Annotated in this window: 17 protein-coding genes; 10 read left to right on the top strand and 7 right to left on the bottom strand. The window is 61.1% G+C overall.

Annotation, left to right across the window (positions count from 1 at the left end; translation table 11 throughout):
- Window positions 1-89: 89 nt before the first annotated feature.
- From kdpE to kdpF, 6 genes are read right to left on the bottom strand one after another with little or no spacing between them, the layout of a single operon-like run.
- The gene (gene kdpE / locus ACESQ2_RS19415; protein ID WP_025106379.1) at window positions 90-767 is read right to left on the bottom strand and encodes a two-component system response regulator KdpE; all 678 of its coding nucleotides are present in this window, start codon (window positions 765-767) and stop codon (window positions 90-92) included.
- Entirely contained in the window at window positions 764-3451 is a 2688-nt protein-coding gene (gene kdpD, locus ACESQ2_RS19410) for a two-component system sensor histidine kinase KdpD (protein ID WP_224260096.1), read from the bottom strand. Before kdpD ends, kdpE begins: the two co-directional genes overlap by 4 nt.
- Before the next feature lie 2 nt (window positions 3452-3453).
- Window positions 3454-4029: a potassium-transporting ATPase subunit KdpC gene (gene kdpC, locus ACESQ2_RS19405; protein ID WP_004848885.1), complete on the bottom strand. Its 576-nt coding sequence runs from the start codon at window positions 4027-4029 to the stop codon at window positions 3454-3456.
- 10 nt (window positions 4030-4039) lie between these two features.
- Window positions 4040-6088, bottom strand: coding sequence for a potassium-transporting ATPase subunit KdpB (gene kdpB, locus ACESQ2_RS19400; RefSeq protein ID WP_046878545.1), 2049 nt, complete (start codon window positions 6086-6088; stop codon window positions 4040-4042).
- A 21-nt stretch (window positions 6089-6109) separates the two neighbouring features.
- A complete protein-coding gene (kdpA, locus tag ACESQ2_RS19395; protein ID WP_373171122.1) occupies window positions 6110-7789 on the bottom strand; it encodes a potassium-transporting ATPase subunit KdpA in 1680 nt (559 codons plus the stop codon).
- Window positions 7789-7878 (bottom strand): K(+)-transporting ATPase subunit F, encoded by a 90-nt coding sequence (kdpF, locus tag ACESQ2_RS19390; protein ID WP_009651669.1) that lies wholly within the window; start codon window positions 7876-7878, stop codon window positions 7789-7791. Before kdpF ends, kdpA begins: the two co-directional genes overlap by 1 nt.
- Window positions 7879-8187: 309 nt before the next feature.
- Between kdpF and ACESQ2_RS19385 the strand changes: the two genes are divergently transcribed.
- Both ACESQ2_RS19385 and phrB read left to right on the top strand, forming a co-directional pair.
- Complete coding sequence (locus ACESQ2_RS19385; protein WP_004848892.1) at window positions 8188-8394, top strand: DUF2517 family protein; 207 nt, start codon at window positions 8188-8190, stop codon at window positions 8392-8394.
- A gap of 244 nt (window positions 8395-8638) precedes the next feature.
- Entirely contained in the window at window positions 8639-10087 is a 1449-nt protein-coding gene (gene phrB / locus ACESQ2_RS19380; protein ID WP_224260094.1) for a deoxyribodipyrimidine photo-lyase, read from the top strand.
- On the opposite strand, the gene dtpD is transcribed toward phrB, so the two are convergent.
- Window positions 10050-11531 (bottom strand): dipeptide permease DtpD, encoded by a 1482-nt coding sequence (dtpD, locus tag ACESQ2_RS19375; protein WP_064375132.1) that lies wholly within the window; start codon window positions 11529-11531, stop codon window positions 10050-10052. The genes phrB and dtpD overlap by 38 nt on opposite strands.
- Before the next feature lie 270 nt (window positions 11532-11801).
- Between dtpD and ACESQ2_RS19370 the strand changes: the two genes are divergently transcribed.
- From ACESQ2_RS19370 to nei, 8 genes are all read left to right on the top strand, one after another.
- Window positions 11802-12545, top strand: a complete 744-nt coding sequence (locus tag ACESQ2_RS19370; protein ID WP_014228436.1) for a type 2 GTP cyclohydrolase I — start codon at window positions 11802-11804, stop codon at window positions 12543-12545.
- 15 nt (window positions 12546-12560) lie between these two features.
- On the top strand, window positions 12561-13217 hold the full coding sequence (gene pxpB, locus ACESQ2_RS19365; RefSeq protein ID WP_004848901.1) for a 5-oxoprolinase subunit PxpB: 657 nt from the start codon (window positions 12561-12563) through the stop codon (window positions 13215-13217).
- Window positions 13211-14143: a 5-oxoprolinase subunit PxpC gene (pxpC, locus tag ACESQ2_RS19360; RefSeq protein ID WP_009651642.1), complete on the top strand. Its 933-nt coding sequence runs from the start codon at window positions 13211-13213 to the stop codon at window positions 14141-14143. Before pxpB ends, pxpC begins: the two co-directional genes overlap by 7 nt.
- Window positions 14133-14879 (top strand): 5-oxoprolinase subunit PxpA, encoded by a 747-nt coding sequence (gene pxpA, locus ACESQ2_RS19355; RefSeq protein WP_004848906.1) that lies wholly within the window; start codon window positions 14133-14135, stop codon window positions 14877-14879. Before pxpC ends, pxpA begins: the two co-directional genes overlap by 11 nt.
- A 62-nt stretch (window positions 14880-14941) precedes the next feature.
- A complete protein-coding gene (locus tag ACESQ2_RS19350) occupies window positions 14942-15667 on the top strand; it encodes a DUF969 domain-containing protein (RefSeq protein ID WP_004130515.1) in 726 nt (241 codons plus the stop codon).
- Window positions 15664-16659 carry a DUF979 domain-containing protein gene (locus ACESQ2_RS19345; RefSeq protein ID WP_025106370.1) on the top strand — a complete coding sequence of 332 codons (996 nt, stop codon included), beginning with the start codon at window positions 15664-15666 and terminating at the stop codon, window positions 16657-16659. Before ACESQ2_RS19350 ends, ACESQ2_RS19345 begins: the two co-directional genes overlap by 4 nt.
- Window positions 16660-16668: 9 nt before the next feature.
- Complete coding sequence (gene pcp, locus ACESQ2_RS19340) at window positions 16669-17313, top strand: pyroglutamyl-peptidase I (protein ID WP_014228439.1); 645 nt, start codon at window positions 16669-16671, stop codon at window positions 17311-17313.
- A gap of 15 nt (window positions 17314-17328) precedes the next feature.
- Window positions 17329-18120 (top strand): endonuclease VIII, encoded by a 792-nt coding sequence (gene nei / locus ACESQ2_RS19335; protein ID WP_373171120.1) that lies wholly within the window; start codon window positions 17329-17331, stop codon window positions 18118-18120.
- Window positions 18121-18154: the final 34 nt, after the last annotated feature.

The raw sequence follows: 18154 nt of genomic DNA, 5'->3' as shown, positions 1-18154 counted from the left end.
GGCGCTTGACGCGCCTGTCCGGGCTACCGCCTGGCAGACGATGGCGGACCTGTAGCCCGGCTAAGCGAAGCGCGAGCCGGGGACAACGGCTAGGGCATAAACCGATAGCCGATCCCCGTTTCGGTCAGCAAATGCTGCGGACGCGCCGGATCGGCCTCCAGCTTTTGCCGCAGGTGCCCCATATAAATGCGCAGATAGTGGCTGTGCTCCACCGCATTCGGCCCCCAGACCTGATTGAGCAGCTGCCGCTGGGTCAGCACCTTGCCGGGATTATTGAGCAGTACCGCCAGCAGGCGAAATTCAATCGGCGTCAGGTGGATCTCCTGATCGCCGCGTACGATGCGGCGGGCGGGGATATCAACGTCAATATCGGCAAAACGCACCCGCGGTTCGTCGGCCTGGGCGCCGGCATGGCGGCGCATCGCCACCCTCAGCCGCGCCTGCAGCTCGCCAATACCAAAGGGTTTACTGAGATAGTCATCGGCACCGGCGTCAAGCGCGGCGATTTTGTCCTGCTCCTCGGTGCGCGCCGACAGCACGATAATCGGCATCTGGCTCCACTGGCGAACCTCGCGAATAAACGCGTTGCCGTCACCATCGGGTAGTCCAAGATCGAGAATGGTTAAATCCGGCTTGCGGGTCGCGGCTTCGATCAGCCCGCGCTGCAGGGTCTCCGCTTCAAATACGCGCATGCCGTCGGCTTCCAGCGCGGTGCGCAGAAAGCGGCGGATAGCATTTTCGTCTTCAACGATCAGAACGTTAATCACATTTCCTCGGCTAACTCTTCCAGTTCGGGGGGCGTTTCCCTCGGCAGTGTAACACGGAAGCAGGCGCCGCCCTGCGGGCGCGTCGCGGCGCTAATGGTCCCGCCGTGCACCTCAACGATCGCCTGGCAAATGGCCAGCCCCAGCCCGACGCCGGGGATCGCCGACTCTTTATTGCCGCGAGCGAATTTATCAAAGATAGCCTGTTCTTGCCCGGCGGGAATACCCGGTCCGTTATCCCATACCTCAAGTACTAAAGTGTGCGGATCGACGTCCGCGGTAATGCCGATTTGCGCCTGTGCTCCCGCGTATTTCACCGCATTTTCCAGAAGATTAATCAGTACCCGCTCAAAAAGCGGACCGTCGACGTGAACCAGCAGCAGCGGGTCCGGCAGCGCAAGCTGAATATGCCGCCCGCCGAGTCCCGGCTCCAGCATACGCAGCGCGCTGCCGACGACCTCTTCCAGGGTTAACCACTCTTTATGCAAATTAAAGCCGCCGGACTGGATCCGCGCCATATCCAGCAGATTATTCACCAGGCGGGTAGTATTGAGCACGTGCTGGCGTATCTCGTTGGCCTGCGGCGCGTGCTTCGATCCTTCGCTGGCGAGATCGAGCGTCAGGATCTCCGCCTGGCCAAATAGCACCGTAAGCGGAGTCCGTAGATCGTGGGACAGCGCCGCCAGCAGCGAGTTGCGCAGGCTTTCCCGTTCGCTGTTCAGCCGGGCCTGCTCTTCGCTGGCGGTGAGCGCCAGCCGTTCCAGCGCGCTGGCGACCAGCAGGGTGAAGGTTTCCAGCAGGCGCTGCTGTTCGGGGATCATCAGTTGGCGCAGGTTGGCCGGCTCCACGACCAGCAGTCCCCAGGTGCGGGTGGCGCTTTTCAGCGGCAGGATCTGGTAGGGCACTCCGGGAAGCGTATCGGTGCCCGCGCCGGCGGGTTGGCCTTTATCAAAGCTCCAGCGGGCAATCGCGTCATCCCAGGTGATTGCCGCCGCGGGCTGCGTCAGCGGCGTGAGTCTTAATGTTTCATCGGGCAGCAGCAGCTGGCTGCGCGCCTGAAACGTTGAGGCGATAAACCGCTCGCTGGTGGCGGCGATATCTTCACGACTGCGGCCCACCGCCAGCGCTTTTGACATTTCGTACAGATGCCGGGTGCGCTGTTCGCGATAGCGCGCCACCCGCGCCTGGTAGCGTACGCCGGCGGTGAGGTTGCCGATAAGCAGTCCGACGGTCAGCATCACGCCAAAGGTCAGCAGATACTGCACGTCAGAAACCGCCAGCGTTCCGCGCGGCGCGACAAAAAACAGATCGAAGCTGACCACGTTAATCACCGTCGCCAGTACCGACGGCCAGCGGCCGTACAGAAGGGCGATAATCACCACGCCGAGCAGGTACAGCATCACCAGGTTGGCGGCCTCAAAGGCCATCAGCCACTGCATGGCGACGACGGTAATAACCGCGCACAGGGCGATGGCGACGACGCACCCCTGAAACTGCAAACGCCATTTTTCCATCGCCGTCCGGCTATCGCTGGCGCGCGCCGGCAGGGAGGCGGCCTTTTCATCCAGCGCGATCACCACCAGGTCGAGATCCGGCGCGTGACGGGCCAGGCGATCGGCGAAGCCGCTGCGATCCCACCAGCGCCTTTTCTGCTGGCGGCCAATCACTATCTTGCCGAGATTATGTTCGCGGGCGTAGTGGAGGACGGCCTTCTCTTCCGAAGGATCGGCGAGGGTGGCGGTTTCCGCGCCCAGCTCCTGCGCCAGCCTGAGCGCGGCGAGAATCGCCCGCCGTTTTGTCTCCGGCAGGCGGTGCAGAGAGGGGGTTTCAACATACACCGCATGCCAGACGCTCCCCAGCCGGGCCGCCAGCCGGGCGGCGGCGCGGACCAGCTTTTCGCTGCCGGTGTTATGGCCGATGCACAGCAAAATGGCGTCGCGGGTATGCCAGACTTTTTCCTGGCCCTGACGGTCGCGCCAGGCGCGCATCTGCTCATCGACCCGATCGGCGGTACGGCGCAGCGCCAGCTCGCGCAGGGCGATAAGGTTGCCCTTGCGAAAGAAGTTCTCGATGGCCCGCTCGGCCTGGCCGCCGATATAGACTTTTCCCTCATTGAGCCGCTGACGCAGATCGTCGGGGGGCAGGTCCACCAGCACCACATCGTCGGCGGCGTCGAAAAACGGATCCGGGACGGTTTCGCGAACCTGCACGCCGGTGATGCCGCTGACGACATCGTTCAGGCTCTCGAGGTGCTGGACGTTAACGGTGGTGAATACGTCAATGCCGGCTTCCAGCAGCTCTTCGACGTCCTGCCAGCGTTTAGGATGACGCGAGCCGGGCGCGTTGCTGTGCGCCAGCTCATCGACCAGAATCAGCGCCGGGCGACGGGCCAGCGCGCCGTCAAGGTCAAACTCCTTTACGTAGCGCCCGCGGTGGGAAAGGCGGCGCTGGGGCAGGGTACTGAGTCCCTCAAGCATCGCCGCCGTCTCTTTGCGTCCGTGGGTTTCCGCCACGCCAATCAGAATATCCAGCCCCTGGGCGCGCAGCCGCTGCGCTTCCGCCAGCATCGCCCAGGTTTTACCGACCCCGGCGCAGGCGCCAAAAAATATCTTTAGCTTACCGCGATGCGGGGCGGCGGCGTGTTGCAGCAGGCGGTCAGGGTCCGGACGCAGCGGCTCGTCACTCATTTTTACTTATCCTTCAGGGCATCCAGCGACATATTCAGCTGCAGTATATTTACCACAGGTTGGCCGAGAAAACTGAGCAACGGTTTTTGCGTTGCCTCGTTCACCAGCTGCGTGACCTGCTCCACGCTAAGCTGGCGCGCTTTGGCGACGCGCGGCGCCTGCCACAGAGCGGCGGCAGGCGTCAGACTGTAATCCAGTCCGCTCGCCGAGGCGGTCACCAGCTCCACCGGAACCGTTGCGCTGGCGTCCGGATTGGCGGCGCGCAGGGCCTGCACCCGTTCGCTGATGGCTTTGTCCAGCGCCGGATTGCTGGCGGCGAGGTTGCTGCCGCCGGACGCCAGCGGGTTATCCGGCATCTCCGCCGTCGCGGAAGGGCGGCCCTGGAAGTAGCCCGGCGCGGTAAAGTTCTGCCCGATAAGGCGGGAACCGCGCACTTCGCCGTCAATCCGCACCAGCGAGCCGTTGGCCTGCTGCGGGAACCACCACTGTCCCAGCGCGGTGGTTAACAGCGGATAGACGCCGCCGGTGAGCAGCGTTAACAGAATAAACAGCACAACAGCAGGACGAATGAATGACATGGTTTTTTCCTCACAGCAGCCCGGTCAGGGTCAATAACAGGTCGATCGCTTTGATACCGATAAAGGGCACCAGCAGTCCGCCCAGGCCGTAGACCCACAGGTTGCGGCGCAGCATCGCCGAGGCCGTCAGCGGCTTATAGCTCACGCCCTTCAGCGCTAGCGGGATCAGGAAGATGATAATCAGCGCATTAAAAATCACCGCGCTCAGGATCGCCGAAGAAGGCGAGTGCAGATGCATCACGTTAAGCATCGCCAGCGGCGGATAGACGGCGGCAAAGGCGGCCGGAATGATGGCAAAGTACTTCGCCACGTCGTTGGCGATACTGAAAGTGGTTAACGAACCGCGGGTCATCAGCATCTGTTTACCGATATGTACGACCTCGATCAGTTTGGTGGGGTTAGAGTCGAGATCCACCATATTGCCCGCCTCTTTCGCCGCCTGGGTACCGGAGTTCATCGCGACCGCCACGTCGGCCTGCGCCAGCGCCGGGGCGTCGTTGGTGCCGTCGCCGGTCATCGCCACCAGCCGTCCTTCCGCTTGATACTGGCGGATCAACGCCAGCTTGGCCTCCGGCGTCGCTTCGGCGAGAAAGTCGTCCACGCCCGCTTCCGCGGCGATAGCGGCGGCGGTCAGGCGGTTATCGCCGGTGATCATCACCGTCTTAATCCCCATTTTACGCAGCTGGGCAAAACGCTCTTTGATGCCGCCTTTGACGATATCTTTCAGCGAGATAATCCCCAACACGCGTTCGCCTTCGGCGACCACCAGCGGCGTAGCGCCAAGACGCGCCACGTCTTCAACCTGTTTATCGACGTCGGCCGGGAAGTGGCCGCCGTTGGCCTCAACGTGGCGGCGAATGGCATCCACGGAACCTTTGCGGATCATCCGCTGGTCGATGTTGATGCCGCTCATCCGGGTCTGGGCGGTAAACGGCACGAAGGTGGCATGCAGCGATTGCAGATCGCGCTCGCGCAGATTAAAGCGCTGTTTTGCCAGCACCACGATGCTGCGGCCTTCCGGCGTTTCGTCGGCCAGCGACGACAGCTGGGCGGCATCGGCAAGGGTTTTCTCTTCCACGCCCTGCGCAGGCAGGAATGCCGAAGCCTGGCGGTTGCCGAGGGTAATGGTGCCGGTTTTGTCCAGCAGCAGGACGTCAACGTCGCCCGCCGCTTCAACCGCGCGGCCGCTGGTGGCGATCACGTTCGCGCCGAGCATGCGGCTCATCCCGGCGACGCCGATGGCCGACAGCAGGCCGCCGATAGTGGTGGGGATCAGGCACACCAGCAGCGCCACCAGCACCGTGACGCTGACCGGGTTACCGCTCCAGGCGGAGAAGGGCCAGATGGTGGCGGTGGCCAGCAAGAACACCAGGGTCAGGGCGATAAGCAGGATAGTCAGCGCGATTTCGTTCGGCGTCTTGCGGCGCTGGGCGCCTTCAACCATGGCGATCATCCGGTCAAGGAAGGTTTCGCCGGGGTTGACGCTGCAGCGGATCACCAGCCAGTCGGAGAGAATACGCGTCCCGCCGGTCACTGAGGCGAAGTCGCCGCCGGACTCGCGGATAACCGGCGCGGATTCACCGGTAATGGCGCTCTCATCCACCGACGCGCCGCCTTCGATAACTTCGCCATCGCAGGGAATAATATCCCCCGCCTCGACCAGCACCACGTCGCCTTTACGCAGCTCTTCGGCGGGGACGTGGTCAATTTGCGCATCGTGCTGCGGCGCGCGCAGCTTACGGGCAAAGGCGGTCTTTTTGACCCCTTTGAGGCTGTTAGCCTGCGCTTTACTGCGGCCTTCCGCCATCGCTTCGGCGAAGTTGGCGAACAGGACGGTGAACCACAGCCAGAGACTCACGGCGGCGGTAAATCCGGCGCTGCCGGCGATCTGCCCGCTTGCCATGGCAAGAGCCAGCAGGGTGGTGAGCAGACTGCCAATCCAGACGATAAACATCACCGGGTTACGCCACTGTACGGCAGGGCTCAGTTTTTTCACGGCGTCCAGCAGGGCCTGACGCACCAGCGTCGGCTCCAGCAGGGCTAATGATTTGCGACTCATAACAGGTTGCTCCGCAATCGCTTAAAGTAAGGAAAAGTGTTCCGCCAGCGGGCCGAGCGCCAGCGCGGGAATAAAGGTCAGGGCGCCAACCAACAGCACGGTGCCGATCAGCAGGCCGATAAACAGCGCGTCATGGGTGGCGAGCGTGCCGCTGCCGGCGGGCTGAATTTTCTTCGTTACCAGCGAACCGGCAATCGCCATCACCGGGATAATGACCGCGAAGCGGCCAACCAGCATGCAGAACGCCAGCAGCAGGTTCCAGAACGGCGTCGCCGCGCTGAGGCCGCCAAAGGCGCTGCCGTTGTTGTTGGCCGCCGAGGTGACGGCGTACAGCACTTCGCTGAAGCCGTGTGGCCCGGGGTTGAACATGCCCGCGCGACCGGCTTCGGTCATCATCGCCAGCCCCGTGCCGAGGAGCACCAGCGTTGGGGTCACGAGGATCGCCAGCGCAATCATTTTCATTTCGCGGACGTCAATTTTCTTCCCGAGGTACTCCGGGGTGCGGCCAATCATCAGCCCGGCGATAAATACCGCCAGCATCACGAACAGCAGCATGCCGTACAGACCCGAGCCGACGCCGCCGAAGACCACTTCGCCTATCTGCATCAGCCACATGGGGACCATTCCGCCCAGCGCGGTAAAGGAGTCGTGCATGGCGTTGACCGCCCCGCAGGACGCGGCGGTGGTGACCACGGCAAACAGGCTGCTGGCGAGAATACCGAACCGGCTCTCTTTGCCTTCCATATTGATACTGCTGTCGGCGCCAAGGCTCAGCAGATGCGGGTTACCGCGGGTTTCCGCCCACATCACTACCGCCACGCAGACGATGAAGATGAGCGTCATCGCCCATAGAATGGCCCGTCCCTGACGGCGATCGCCCACCACCTCGCCGAAAGCGAAGCACAGCGCCGCCGGGATGAGAAAGATCGCCAGCATCTGCACCAGGTTGGTCAGCGCGGTTGGGTTTTCAAACGGATGCGCTGAGTTGGCGTTAAAGAAGCCGCCGCCGTTAGTACCCAGCATTTTGATCGCTTCCTGTGAAGCCACCGGCCCCATCGGCAGCATCTGGCGCACCCCTTCAAGCGAGGTAAAGCCCTGATTCGGGGAAAAACTCTGCGGCACGCCCTGCTGAATAAAGAACAGCGCGATGAGCAGCGAAATGGGCAGCAGCAGCCAGAGGGTGATGCGGGTCAGATCGACCCAGGCGTTGCCCAGTGTGCTGACTTTCTGCCGGGCGTAAGCGCGGGTAAGGGCAAAGATCACCGCGATGCCGGTGGCGGCGGAGAGGAAGTTTTGCACCGCCAGCCCGGCCATCTGGCTAAGGCTACTCATGGTGGTTTCACCGGCATAGGCCTGCCAGTTGGTGTTGCTGACAAAGCTCACCGCCGTATTCAGCGCCAGGTCCCAGGACAGGCCGGGCAGGTGCTGCGGATTGAGCGGCAGCGAGCCCTGGAACATCAGCAGCGTGAACAGGACCAGCAGACCCAGCGCGTTAAACAGCAGAATAGCGAATAAATATTGATACCAGTTCATCTCCTGCGAACGAATGCCCGCCGCCCGCCATAAACCGCGTTCGATGCCGGCCAGGCCCGGTAGCGGGGCATCATTGATCATCGTCGCCAGCGCCGTGCCCAGCGGACGAGCCAGGATCATCAGCAGCAGAATAAAGCTCGCGATGAGTAAAAATCCTTGAGCGGCCATCAGAATGCCTCCGCGTGTATCAGGGCATAAACCAGATAAACCAGCAACAGGAACACCAGCGCTACGCCAGCGATTACGCCTGCACTCACAATCCACCTCCGGGTGTCTTTTTGATTTACGAGGAGAATAGGCAGTCGGGCGCAAAGATTTCGCAAAAATCAGCGGCGGGGGTGTAAAAAAAATATAAAAATCGCCAAGACCACAATTTAACTAATGGTTAGTATTAATTTAACTTTTTTGTAACTAAGTTACCGGGTGAATGTAAATAAAGGCTAAATACGTGCTTTTTAGTGGTCGGATGAGTAGTAAAATTACAGCCAAAGCGGTACTATTTTAAGCAGAGAAACAGATTAATTTTACCGGCTTTGCTTGCCGGCCTGACAAAGGGGAGAGAAATTATGGCGTTGTACAAAACTTATCCTGCTCATATCATCTTTGCGCGTCGCGCTTTCGCCGTAGCGGCTGGCGTGCTGGCGCTGCCGGTAATGCTGTTCTGGAAAGATCGCGCCCGTTTTTACAGCTGGCTGCACCGCGTGTGGGCGAAAACCAGCGAACAGCCGGTATGGCTGGCGCAGGCTGAAAAAGTCTCCGCAGATTTTTATTAATAACGGTTTATGGCTCAGCGGGCGCGCGCTGCGAAAACGGGCTAATGGCTTGATATCCTGGTTTATTTACCCTGTTTTCCCCGACACAGCGTGCCAACAGATTGCCTTATCATCATGCCGCCGGTTTACCCGGCGGTTTTTTTTTGCCATGAGTGGCTTACACTTATTCACTCCCCGAAGGTTAAGCCTGCGGGAGGGTTAAATATAAGTCGAACTTATCAATTTTCATGATGAAAGGAATGCTATGGCCACCCATCTGGTCTGGTTTCGCGCGGATTTGCGCATCCACGATAACCTGGCGCTCGCCGCCGCCTGCCGCGATCCCGATGCCGAGGTGCTGGGATTATTTATCGCCACGCCAGGGCAATGGCGCCAGCACGGTATGGCGCCGCGCCAGGCGGCGTTTATGGTCAGCCACCTTCACAGCCTGCAAGCGGCGCTGGCCGAAAAGGGGATCCCGCTGCAGATTGAACATGCCGCAGATTTCACCGCCAGCGTGGCGCTGCTCGCCAGCATTTGCCGGCAGCGGCAGGTGACCCATCTGTTTTATAACTACCAGTACGAAATCAATGAACGCCAGCGCGATACGGCGGTGGAGAAAACCTTAGCGGAGGTGACCTGTCAGGGCTTTGATGACAGCGTTCTGCTGCCGCCGGGCAGCGTACTGACCGGCAGTCGTGAAATGTATAAGGTCTTTACGCCGTTTAAAAATGCCTTTATTCGCCGTTTGCAGGAAGCGCTGCCGGAGTGCGTCGCCGCGCCGCAAGTCCGCGCGGGCGGGCCCATCGCTGCGGCGACTGAAGTGAAAATAGATTATCCGCAGACGCCATTTGATAGCGAGCTGTTCGCCGCGGATGAAAAAAGCGCCATCGCCCGGCTTCGCGGCTTCTGCCAGCAAAAGGCCGCCGACTATGAGCAGCAGCGCGATCTTCCCGCCATCGAGGGGACCAGCCGACTGTCGCCGTGCCTGGCGGTGGGCGCGCTCTCACCGCGCCAGTGCCTGCACCGTTTGCGGGTTGAGCAGCCGCGGGCGCTGGATGGCGAAGCCGGATCGGTATGGCTCAACGAGCTTATCTGGCGCGAGTTTTATCGTCACCTGATGGTTTACTACCCAAACTTATGTAAGGGGCGGCCTTTTATCGACTGGACCGATAACGTGGCGTGGCTGGACGATAAATCCGCGCTTCAGGCCTGGCAGCGCGGGCAAACCGGCTTCCCGATTGTCGACGCCGCAATGCGTCAGCTTAATGCGACCGGCTGGATGCATAACCGCCTGCGGATGATTGTCGCCAGTTTTCTGGTAAAAGACCTGCGCATCGACTGGCGGCTGGGCGAGCGCTACTTTATCGAACAGCTTATTGATGGCGATCTGGCGGCGAATAACGGCGGCTGGCAGTGGGCGGCTTCAACGGGTACCGATGCCGCGCCCTATTTTCGTATTTTTAACCCGACGACCCAGGGAGAGCGCTTCGACAAAGCGGGGCAGTTTATTCGTCAATGGCTGCCGGAGCTGGCCGGGGTACCTGAAAAAGCGGTGCATCAACCGTGGCTGTGGGCGGAGAAACAGGGCGTAACGCTGGATTATCCGCGCCCGATTGTTGACCACAAGCAGGCGCGGCTGGCGACGCTGGCGGCCTGGGAAGCCGCCAGAGAGCTTAAGACTCCATCGCCAGGCGACGAGTCCGGATCTTAACGGCGTGATACAGCCAGATAGCCAGCACCAGGCCGACGCAGGCCAGCGCGCCCCAGGTTATCTGGCTGAACACCTCAATGTAGGCGTTGATCGAGTAGTTGACGGCCCCGGCGGCGTCGAACGACCCCTGCGAGGTTTGATCGGCAATCACGCCTGCCAGATAGTTAGCGATAGCGCCGGAGAGCAGCATATAAATACCGGTCAGCACCCCGGTCACGCCGGGGATCTCAATACGGGTAATCTGCGACATCGCCACCGGGTCGATAAACAGCTCGGCGAAGCCCATCACCGCCAGGCCCAGCACCATCAGCGGCATTGAAGATTGGCCGTAAGCCGCCGACCAGCGTGCGCTGAGGGTCAGGATACAGAAACCGGCGCTCATCAGGCCGAGGCCCAGCGCGAATTTGCCCCAGATGCGCACGGTACGGTTGCCGTTAATATTCTCCTTCACCAGCCACGCCAGCACCACCCCACAGAGCATCACCGCAAAGGCGTTCACCGACTGGAACATCGCGGTCGGTATCTCATAGCCCATAAAATGGCGATTAACAAAACGGTCGATATAGAGGCTGATGGAGCTGCCGCCCTGCTGCGCAAAGGCCCAGAACAGCAGGCTGAAGCAGGTGAGCACCATAATCAGCCGCAGCTCTTTACGCTGCCTGGCGGTCTCCGCCCGCAGGTAGATCCGCGTCAGTACCGCCAGGCCGATAACCGTCGCCACAATCAGCGCGTAAACCGACCACTCCTGCCAGAACAGCACGGTGATCAGCAGCGGCGCGGCGATCAGCAGCACCAGCAGCCAGCCCCAGTTTGGTAAGACGAAACTCCGCGCCCGCAGCGCTTCGCGATTGACGCCCCGGGTGTGGCGGAAATGGTGATTGCCGCTGAGGAAAATCACCAGCCCGGCGATCATGCCGACGGCCGCCAGCGCGAAGCCCATCGCCCAGCTGTACTCCTCCTGCACGTAGCCGCAGGCGATTGGCGCAATGATAGACCCGACGTTACCCGCCGCGTACATCAGCGAAAAACCGCCGTCGCGGCGCGGGTCGGTGGGTTCATACAGCTCGCCGAGCAGGCAGCTGACGTTGGATTTAAACAGCCCGTAGCCGCAGACAATAATCGCCAGCGACAGATAGAGGAAGGTAGGGGCGATTTCGCTGGCGCCGAGCACCAGATGGCCGATGGCCATCAGCAACGCGCCGAGCATCACCGCCATGCGGTTGCCCAACAGCTTATCGGCCAGGAAGCCGCCGAGAATCGGCGTGACGTAGACTAAAGAACAGTAGGCGCTGAACAGCGCATAAGCATGATTATCGTCATACTTGAGCTGGTTGGTGAGATAAAGAATCAGCAGCGCGCGCATGCCGTAAAAACTGAAATATTCCCAGATTTGCAGCGCGACGACGTAATAAATCGCCCGCGGCTGTGAGGATTGTGTGTTCATGTAATGCCTTGTCCTGCCGTAAAAAAGAAAGTCGATCTTTCTGCATGAATAGCCATTAACTAGCGATATTCATGGCCTTATGGGCTTTCTGGTTATTTAATATGCTGTAATAGTGCATAAATATACACGAATGCGCGAACGAGGGAGTAGACAAATTGCGGGATTTCGCGAAAAGTCAAAATGGACGGCGAAGCGGCAGAACTATCGACTGACCGGACGGATACCGTTATGTTATTCCTCTGCATAGAACGATGACCTGGTGGAACGGCAATGAAAAATAGTGAACTGGAACAACTGATTAATGAAAAACTCAATAGCGCGGCCATCAGTGATTACGCCCCCAACGGGCTCCAGGTGGAAGGGCGCGAAACGATACAAAAAGTCGTCACCGGCGTGACCGCCAGCCAGGCGCTGCTGGATGAAGCCGTCCGCCTGGAGGCCGATGCGGTGATCGTCCATCACGGCTACTTCTGGAAAGGCGAATCGCCGGTCATTCGCGGCATGAAGCGCAATCGCCTCAAAACGCTGCTGGCTAACGACATTAACCTCTATGGCTGGCACCTGCCGCTCGACGCTCACCCGGAACTGGGCAATAACGCTCAGCTGGCGTCGCTGCTCGGCATCAATGTGATGGGGGAAATTGAACCGCTGGTACCGTGGGGCGAACTGTCGATGGCGGTATCGGGCCTGGAGCTGGCTTCATGGATTGAAGCGCGGCTGGGTCGCAAACCGCTGTGGTGCGGCGACACCGGGCCGGATAAAGTCGCCCGCGTGGCCTGGTGCACCGGCGGTGGGCAAAGCTTTATCGACAGCGCGGCCCGCTTTGGCGTCGATGCGTTTATTACCGGTGAAGTTTCAGAGCAAACCATACACTCGGCGCGCGAGCAGGGGCTGCATTTCTACGCCGCCGGGCACCATGCCACCGAGCGCGGCGGCATTCGCGCGTTAAGCGAATGGCTGACGGAAAATACCGAACTGGACGTCACGTTTATTGATATCCCGAACCCGGCCTGATGAACGGAGGCAAAAGTGCAGCGAGCGCGTTGTTATTTATTAGGTGAAACGGCAGTCGTACTGGAGCTTGAGCCTCCGGTGACGCTGGAAAGCCAGAAGCGGATCTGGCGGTTAGCCCAGCGGCTGGTAGGCCATACCGAGGTGGTGGAAGCCATCCCGGGCATGAACAACATTACCGTGATATTGCGCAACCCGCAGCAGACGGCGTGGGACGCGATTGAGCGCCTGCAGCTCTGGTGGGAGGAGTGCGATACGCTCGAACCGGAATCGCGGGAGGTCTCGGTCCCGGTAGTTTATGGCGGCGAATACGGACCGGATCTGGGAGAAATTGCCCGCCACAGCGGCCTGAGCGAAAAGCAGGTGGTTGAGCTGCATTCGTCGGTGGAGTACGTGGTGTGGTTCCTCGGCTTCCAGCCGGGGTTCCCGTACTTCGGCGGCCTGCCGGAGCAGCTGGCGATGCCGCGACGGGCTGAGCCGCGCCTGCTGGTACCCGCCGGGTCCGTCGGTATTGGCGGGGCGCAAACCGGGATCTATCCGCTGGCGACGCCGGGGGGATGGCAGCTGCTGGGGCGTACGCCGCTGGCGCTGTTTGATCCGAAGCGCAAGGAGCCGGTGCTGCTGCGTTCCGGCGACAGAGTGCGTTTCGTGCCGCAAAAGGAGGGCGTATGTTAAAAATTATCCGCGCCGGAATGTATACCTCGGTGCAGGACGGCGGGCGTGAAGGGCTGCGTCAGCTGGGCATCAGCCGCTGTGGCGCTATGGATAAGCCGGCGCTGGTCACCGCTAATCTGCTGGTGGGTAACGGCGCTAACGCCGCGGCGCTGGAGATAACGCTGGGTCAGGTGGATATTCAGTTTGAACGCAGCGGCTGGTTTGCGCTGACCGGCGCCGCCTGCGAGGCGAAACTCGATGGCGAGCCGGTATGGGTGGGCTGGCGAACGGCGGTCAAGGCCGGGCAGCATCTGGTGCTCAAGAACCCGCAGCACGGTGTGCGCAGCTACCTGGCGGTGGCGGGGGGGATTGCGGTGCCGAAGGTGCTGGGTTCGCGCAGCACCGATCTGAAAGTGGGGATTGGCGGTCTGGAAGGTCGACGTTTGCAGGACGGAGACCGGCTGAAGCTGGGGAAATCGGATAAGCAGTTCCGCGGGCCGCGCGGCGTGAAGCAGCTCCCCATCGGCAACCGCATCCGCGCGCTGCCCGGGCCCGAGTACCAGGAGTTTGATAGCGTGTCGCAGGACACGTTCTGGCGCTCGCCGTGGCAGCTTAGCCCGCAGAGCAATCGCATGGGCTATCGCCTGCAGGGGCAACCGCTGAAGCGGACGACCGACCGCGAGATGCTTTCGCACGGCCTGCTGCCCGGCGTGGTACAGGTTCCGCATAACGGCCAGCCCATCGTGCTGATGAACGACGCGCAGACCACCGGCGGCTATCCGCGCATCGCGACCATTATCGAGGCCGATATGTACCAGCTGGCGCAGATCCCGCTGGGACAGCCGATCCACTTTGTTCCCTGCTCCCTGGAGGAGGCGCTGAAGGCGCGCGCCGACAGACAACGTTATTTTGAACAGCTGGCATGGAGACTGAACGATGAAGATTGATTTAAACGCCGACCTGGGCGAAGGCTGCGCCAACGATAGCGCGCTGCTGCAGCTGGTCTCTTCCGCCAATATCGCCTGCGGTTTCCATGCGGGCGATGCGGTGATGATGCTGCAGTGCGTCCGCGAAGCGCTGAAATATGGCGTCGCGGTGGGCGCGCACCCCAGCTTTCCTGACCGGGAAAATTTTGGCCGTACGGCGATGCAGCTGCCGCCGGAAACGGTTTATGCGCAAACGCTGTATCAGGTCGGCGCGCTGGCGGCGCTAGTGCGCGCGCAGGGCGGCGAGCTGCAGCACGTCAAGCCGCACGGCATGCTCTATAACCAGGCGGCAAAAGATCCGCAGCTTGCTGACGCTATCGCCAAAGCGGTATATGACGTTGACGCGGGTCTGGTGCTGGTAGGCCTGGCGGGCAGCGAGCTGATTCGCGCCGGACAGCGTTATCAGCTGACCACCCGCCAGGAGGTCTTCGCCGACCGCGGCTATCTGGCGGACGGCAGCCTGGTGCCGCGCACCCAGCCCGGCGCGCTGATCGAGAGCGAAGAGCAGTCGCTGGCGCAAACCCTGGAAATGGTGCAGCACAGCCGGGTGCGCAGCATCACCGGCGAATGGGCGCACGTGGTGGCGGAAACCGTCTGCCTGCACGGCGACGGCGAGCACGCGCTGGATTTTGCGCGCCGCTTGCGCGCGGCTTTTGCCGGGCGCAATATACAGGTCAGTGCGGAAGTAGAAGAATAAAAACAATATTATCAAGCAATTAACATTAGACAACAATTCACAACAACATACAGGATGTAACTATGGGAGAGTCATTATCTCTCTGGCCACTGATCGGCATTGCTGCGATCGTGGTCGGATTTGTTCTGCGTTTTAACCCGGTACTGGTGGTTATTGTGTCCGGGATCATCACGGGTCTGACGGCGCATATGCCGATCGCGACCATTCTGGAAAAGCTGGGAGAAGGATTTCTTAATACCCGCAACCTGCCGTTTATTCTGCTGCTGCCGCTGGCGGTGATTGGCCTGCTGGAGCGGCACGGTCTGAAAGAGCGCGCGCAGACGTGGATCGCGAAGATCCGCAGCGCCACCGCCGGTCGTCTGCTTATCGTCTATCTGTTCGTTCGTGAAGTGACCGCGGCGATGGGCCTCACCAGCCTGGGTGGTCATCCGCAGATGGTGCGCCCGCTGCTGGCGCCGATGGCGGAAGGGGCGGCGGAGAAAAACTTCGGCGCCTTGCCCGGCGAGGTGCGCTATCGTCTGCGCGCGATGTCGGCGGCGACCGACAACGTGGGCCTGTTCTTCGGGGAAGATATTTTCGTCGCCTTCGGGGCGATTATCTTTATGCATAACTTTATGCTGGAGTCGGGCGGCATTCAGACCGAGCCGCTGCATATCGCCCTGTGGGGGATCCCAACGGCGGTCTGCGCCTTCCTGATCCACTCCGCCCGCCTGTGGCGCCTCGACCGCCATCTCCAGCGCGAGCTGGACAAGGTTAACGCCGGGCAGGCGAAAGGCGGTGCCGCATGAATTTTCAGCAAACCTGGCTGTACTGGCTGGCGGGCGCGGTTCTGCTGGTGGTGGCGGTGATGTCATGGCGCGATAAGGCCAACCCGCGCAGGCTGACAACCGGTCTGTTCTGGGGGCTCTATGGCCTGGTGTTTCTGTTTGGCGACTGGACCTATGAGCTGGTCGGCGACAAGCGGGCCGTTAATATCGGCGTTGGCGTGGTGGTGGTGGTGCTGGCGCTGATCGCCGGTTTTGGCGGCGTGCGCCTCGGTCGCTATCATCAGCGCTCGCAGGAAGAACGTACCGCCAGCGCCGCGCGTCTTGGCAACCGGCTGTTTTTCCCGGCGCTGGCGATCCCGGTGGTGACGGTGATCGGCGTGCTGCTGTTTAATAATCTCCCCTCGCTGCAGGTCGCTATCTTTGGTCCGGGCAATCACGCCACGCTGATCACGCTGTTTTCGATGACCGCGGGCACGCTGCTCGGCCTGGTGATGGCTATCCGCATGACCCATGAAACGGCCGCGCAGCCGTTACAGGAAGCCCGCCGCCTGCTGGATTCGGTGGGCTGGGCGTTTATTTTGCCGCAGATCCTCGCGGTGCTCGGGCTGCTGTTTACCGCCGCCGGCGTTGGCAACAGCATCTCCCTGCTGACGCAGCACTACCTGGCGGTAGACAGCCGGTTTATCGCCGTTGCCGTCTATACCCTGGGAATGGCGCTGCTGACGATGGTAATGGGCAACGCTTTCGCCGCGTTTCCTATCGTGACGGCGGGAGTCGGGATCCCGATTCTGGTGCTGCAGCACGGGGGGAACCCGGCGGTGATGGCGGCCATTGGCATGTTCTCCGGCTACTGCGGTACCCTGATGACGCCCATGGCGGCGAACTTCAATATCGTGCCTGCCGCGCTGCTGGAGCTGCCGGATAAAAACGCGGTCATCAAAGCCCAGGTGCCGACCGGCGTTATGCTGCTTATCGTGAACGTATTTTTGCTCTATTTCCTGATGTTCCTGTAAGGAGGGATCATGGCTGGCGTGTTAATTACCGGTTTTGAGCCGTTCGGCGGCGAAGCGGTTAACCCTTCGTGGGAAGTGGTAAAGCGGCTGGATGGCGCTATTATCGGCGGACAGCCGGTAGCGGCGCGGCAGCTGCCGTGCGTCTTTGGCGACGCTCTGACGGCGCTGAACGCCGCGCTGGATGAGCTGGATCCCGTCCTGACCCTGGCGATTGGCCAGGCGGGCGGTCGCGTCGACATCACCGTTGAACGGGTGGCGATCAACGTCGATGATGCGCGGATCCCGGACAATAAAGGCCTGCAGCCGATCGACGTACCGATCGCTGCCGGCGGGCCGGCGGCGTACTTCAGTACGCTGCCGATCAAAGCGATCGTCACCGCCCTGCGCAGCCGGGGGATCCCGGCGTCGGTGTCGCAGACGGCGGGGACGTTTGTCTGTAATCACGTGATGTACGGCCTGCTGCACAGCCTGCGTCATCGCAGCGGCGCGAAGGGCGGGTTTATCCATATTCCGTATTTGCCGGAGCAGGCCGCGGCTCATCCCGGCGAAGCCAGTATGGCGGTAGAGACGGTGCAGGCCGCGCTGGAAACGGCCATCGCTGTTGCCCTGCAGCAGGATGGCGATGTGAAAGTCGGCGGTGGGGCAACGCATTAACACAAGGACAAGATTATGCCGGAAGGTCCGGAAATTCGCCGCGCGGCGGATAGCCTGGAAGCGGCGATTAAAGGCGAACCCCTGACCGGGGCGTGGTTCGCCTTCCCGCAGTTACAACATTACCAATCTCAGCTGGTCGGCCAGCGAGTGACGCACATTGAAACTCGCGGTAAGGCGTTGCTGACCCACTTCTCCGGCGGGCTAACGCTGTATAGCCACAATCAGCTGTACGGCGTCTGGCGAGTGGTGGACGCGGGGGCGCAGCCTGAAACGACGCGCGTTCTGCGCGTTCGGCTGCAGACCGCGCGCAGGGCGATTTTGCTCTACAGCGCCTCTGATATTGAGATGCTGACGGCCGAGCAGCTCGCCCGCCATCCGTTTTTGCTGCGGGTCGGGCCGGATGTGCTCGATATGCGCCTTAGCGTTGAACAGGTCAAAGCGCGGCTGCTGTCGGCGAAATTCCGCAACCGCCAGTTCTCCGGTCTGCTGCTGGATCAGGCGTTTCTTGCCGGATTAGGTAACTATCTGCGCGTGGAGATCCTCTGGCAGGTGGGGCTGACCGGGCGGCATAAAGCCTCTGAACTGGATGAAAAACAGCTTGATGCGCTGGCGCATGCGCTGCTGGAGATCCCGCGCTTGTCCTACAACACCCGCGGTCTGGTGGACGAGAATAAGCACCACGGCGCGCTGTTTCGCTTTAAGGTTTTTCATCGCGAAGGGGAGGCCTGCGAGCGCTGCGGCGGAATAATCGAGAGAACGATGCTATCGTCGCGGCCGTTTTACTGGTGCCCGGGATGTCAGCAATAAAAAAACGCGCCTTCAGGCGCGTTTTTTGTCGCTG

The organism is Klebsiella sp. Q11, from assembly GCF_964241505.1.
Taxonomy (GTDB): domain Bacteria; phylum Pseudomonadota; class Gammaproteobacteria; order Enterobacterales; family Enterobacteriaceae; genus Klebsiella; species Klebsiella michiganensis.
This window is presented reverse-complemented; position numbering and strand designations above follow the sequence as displayed.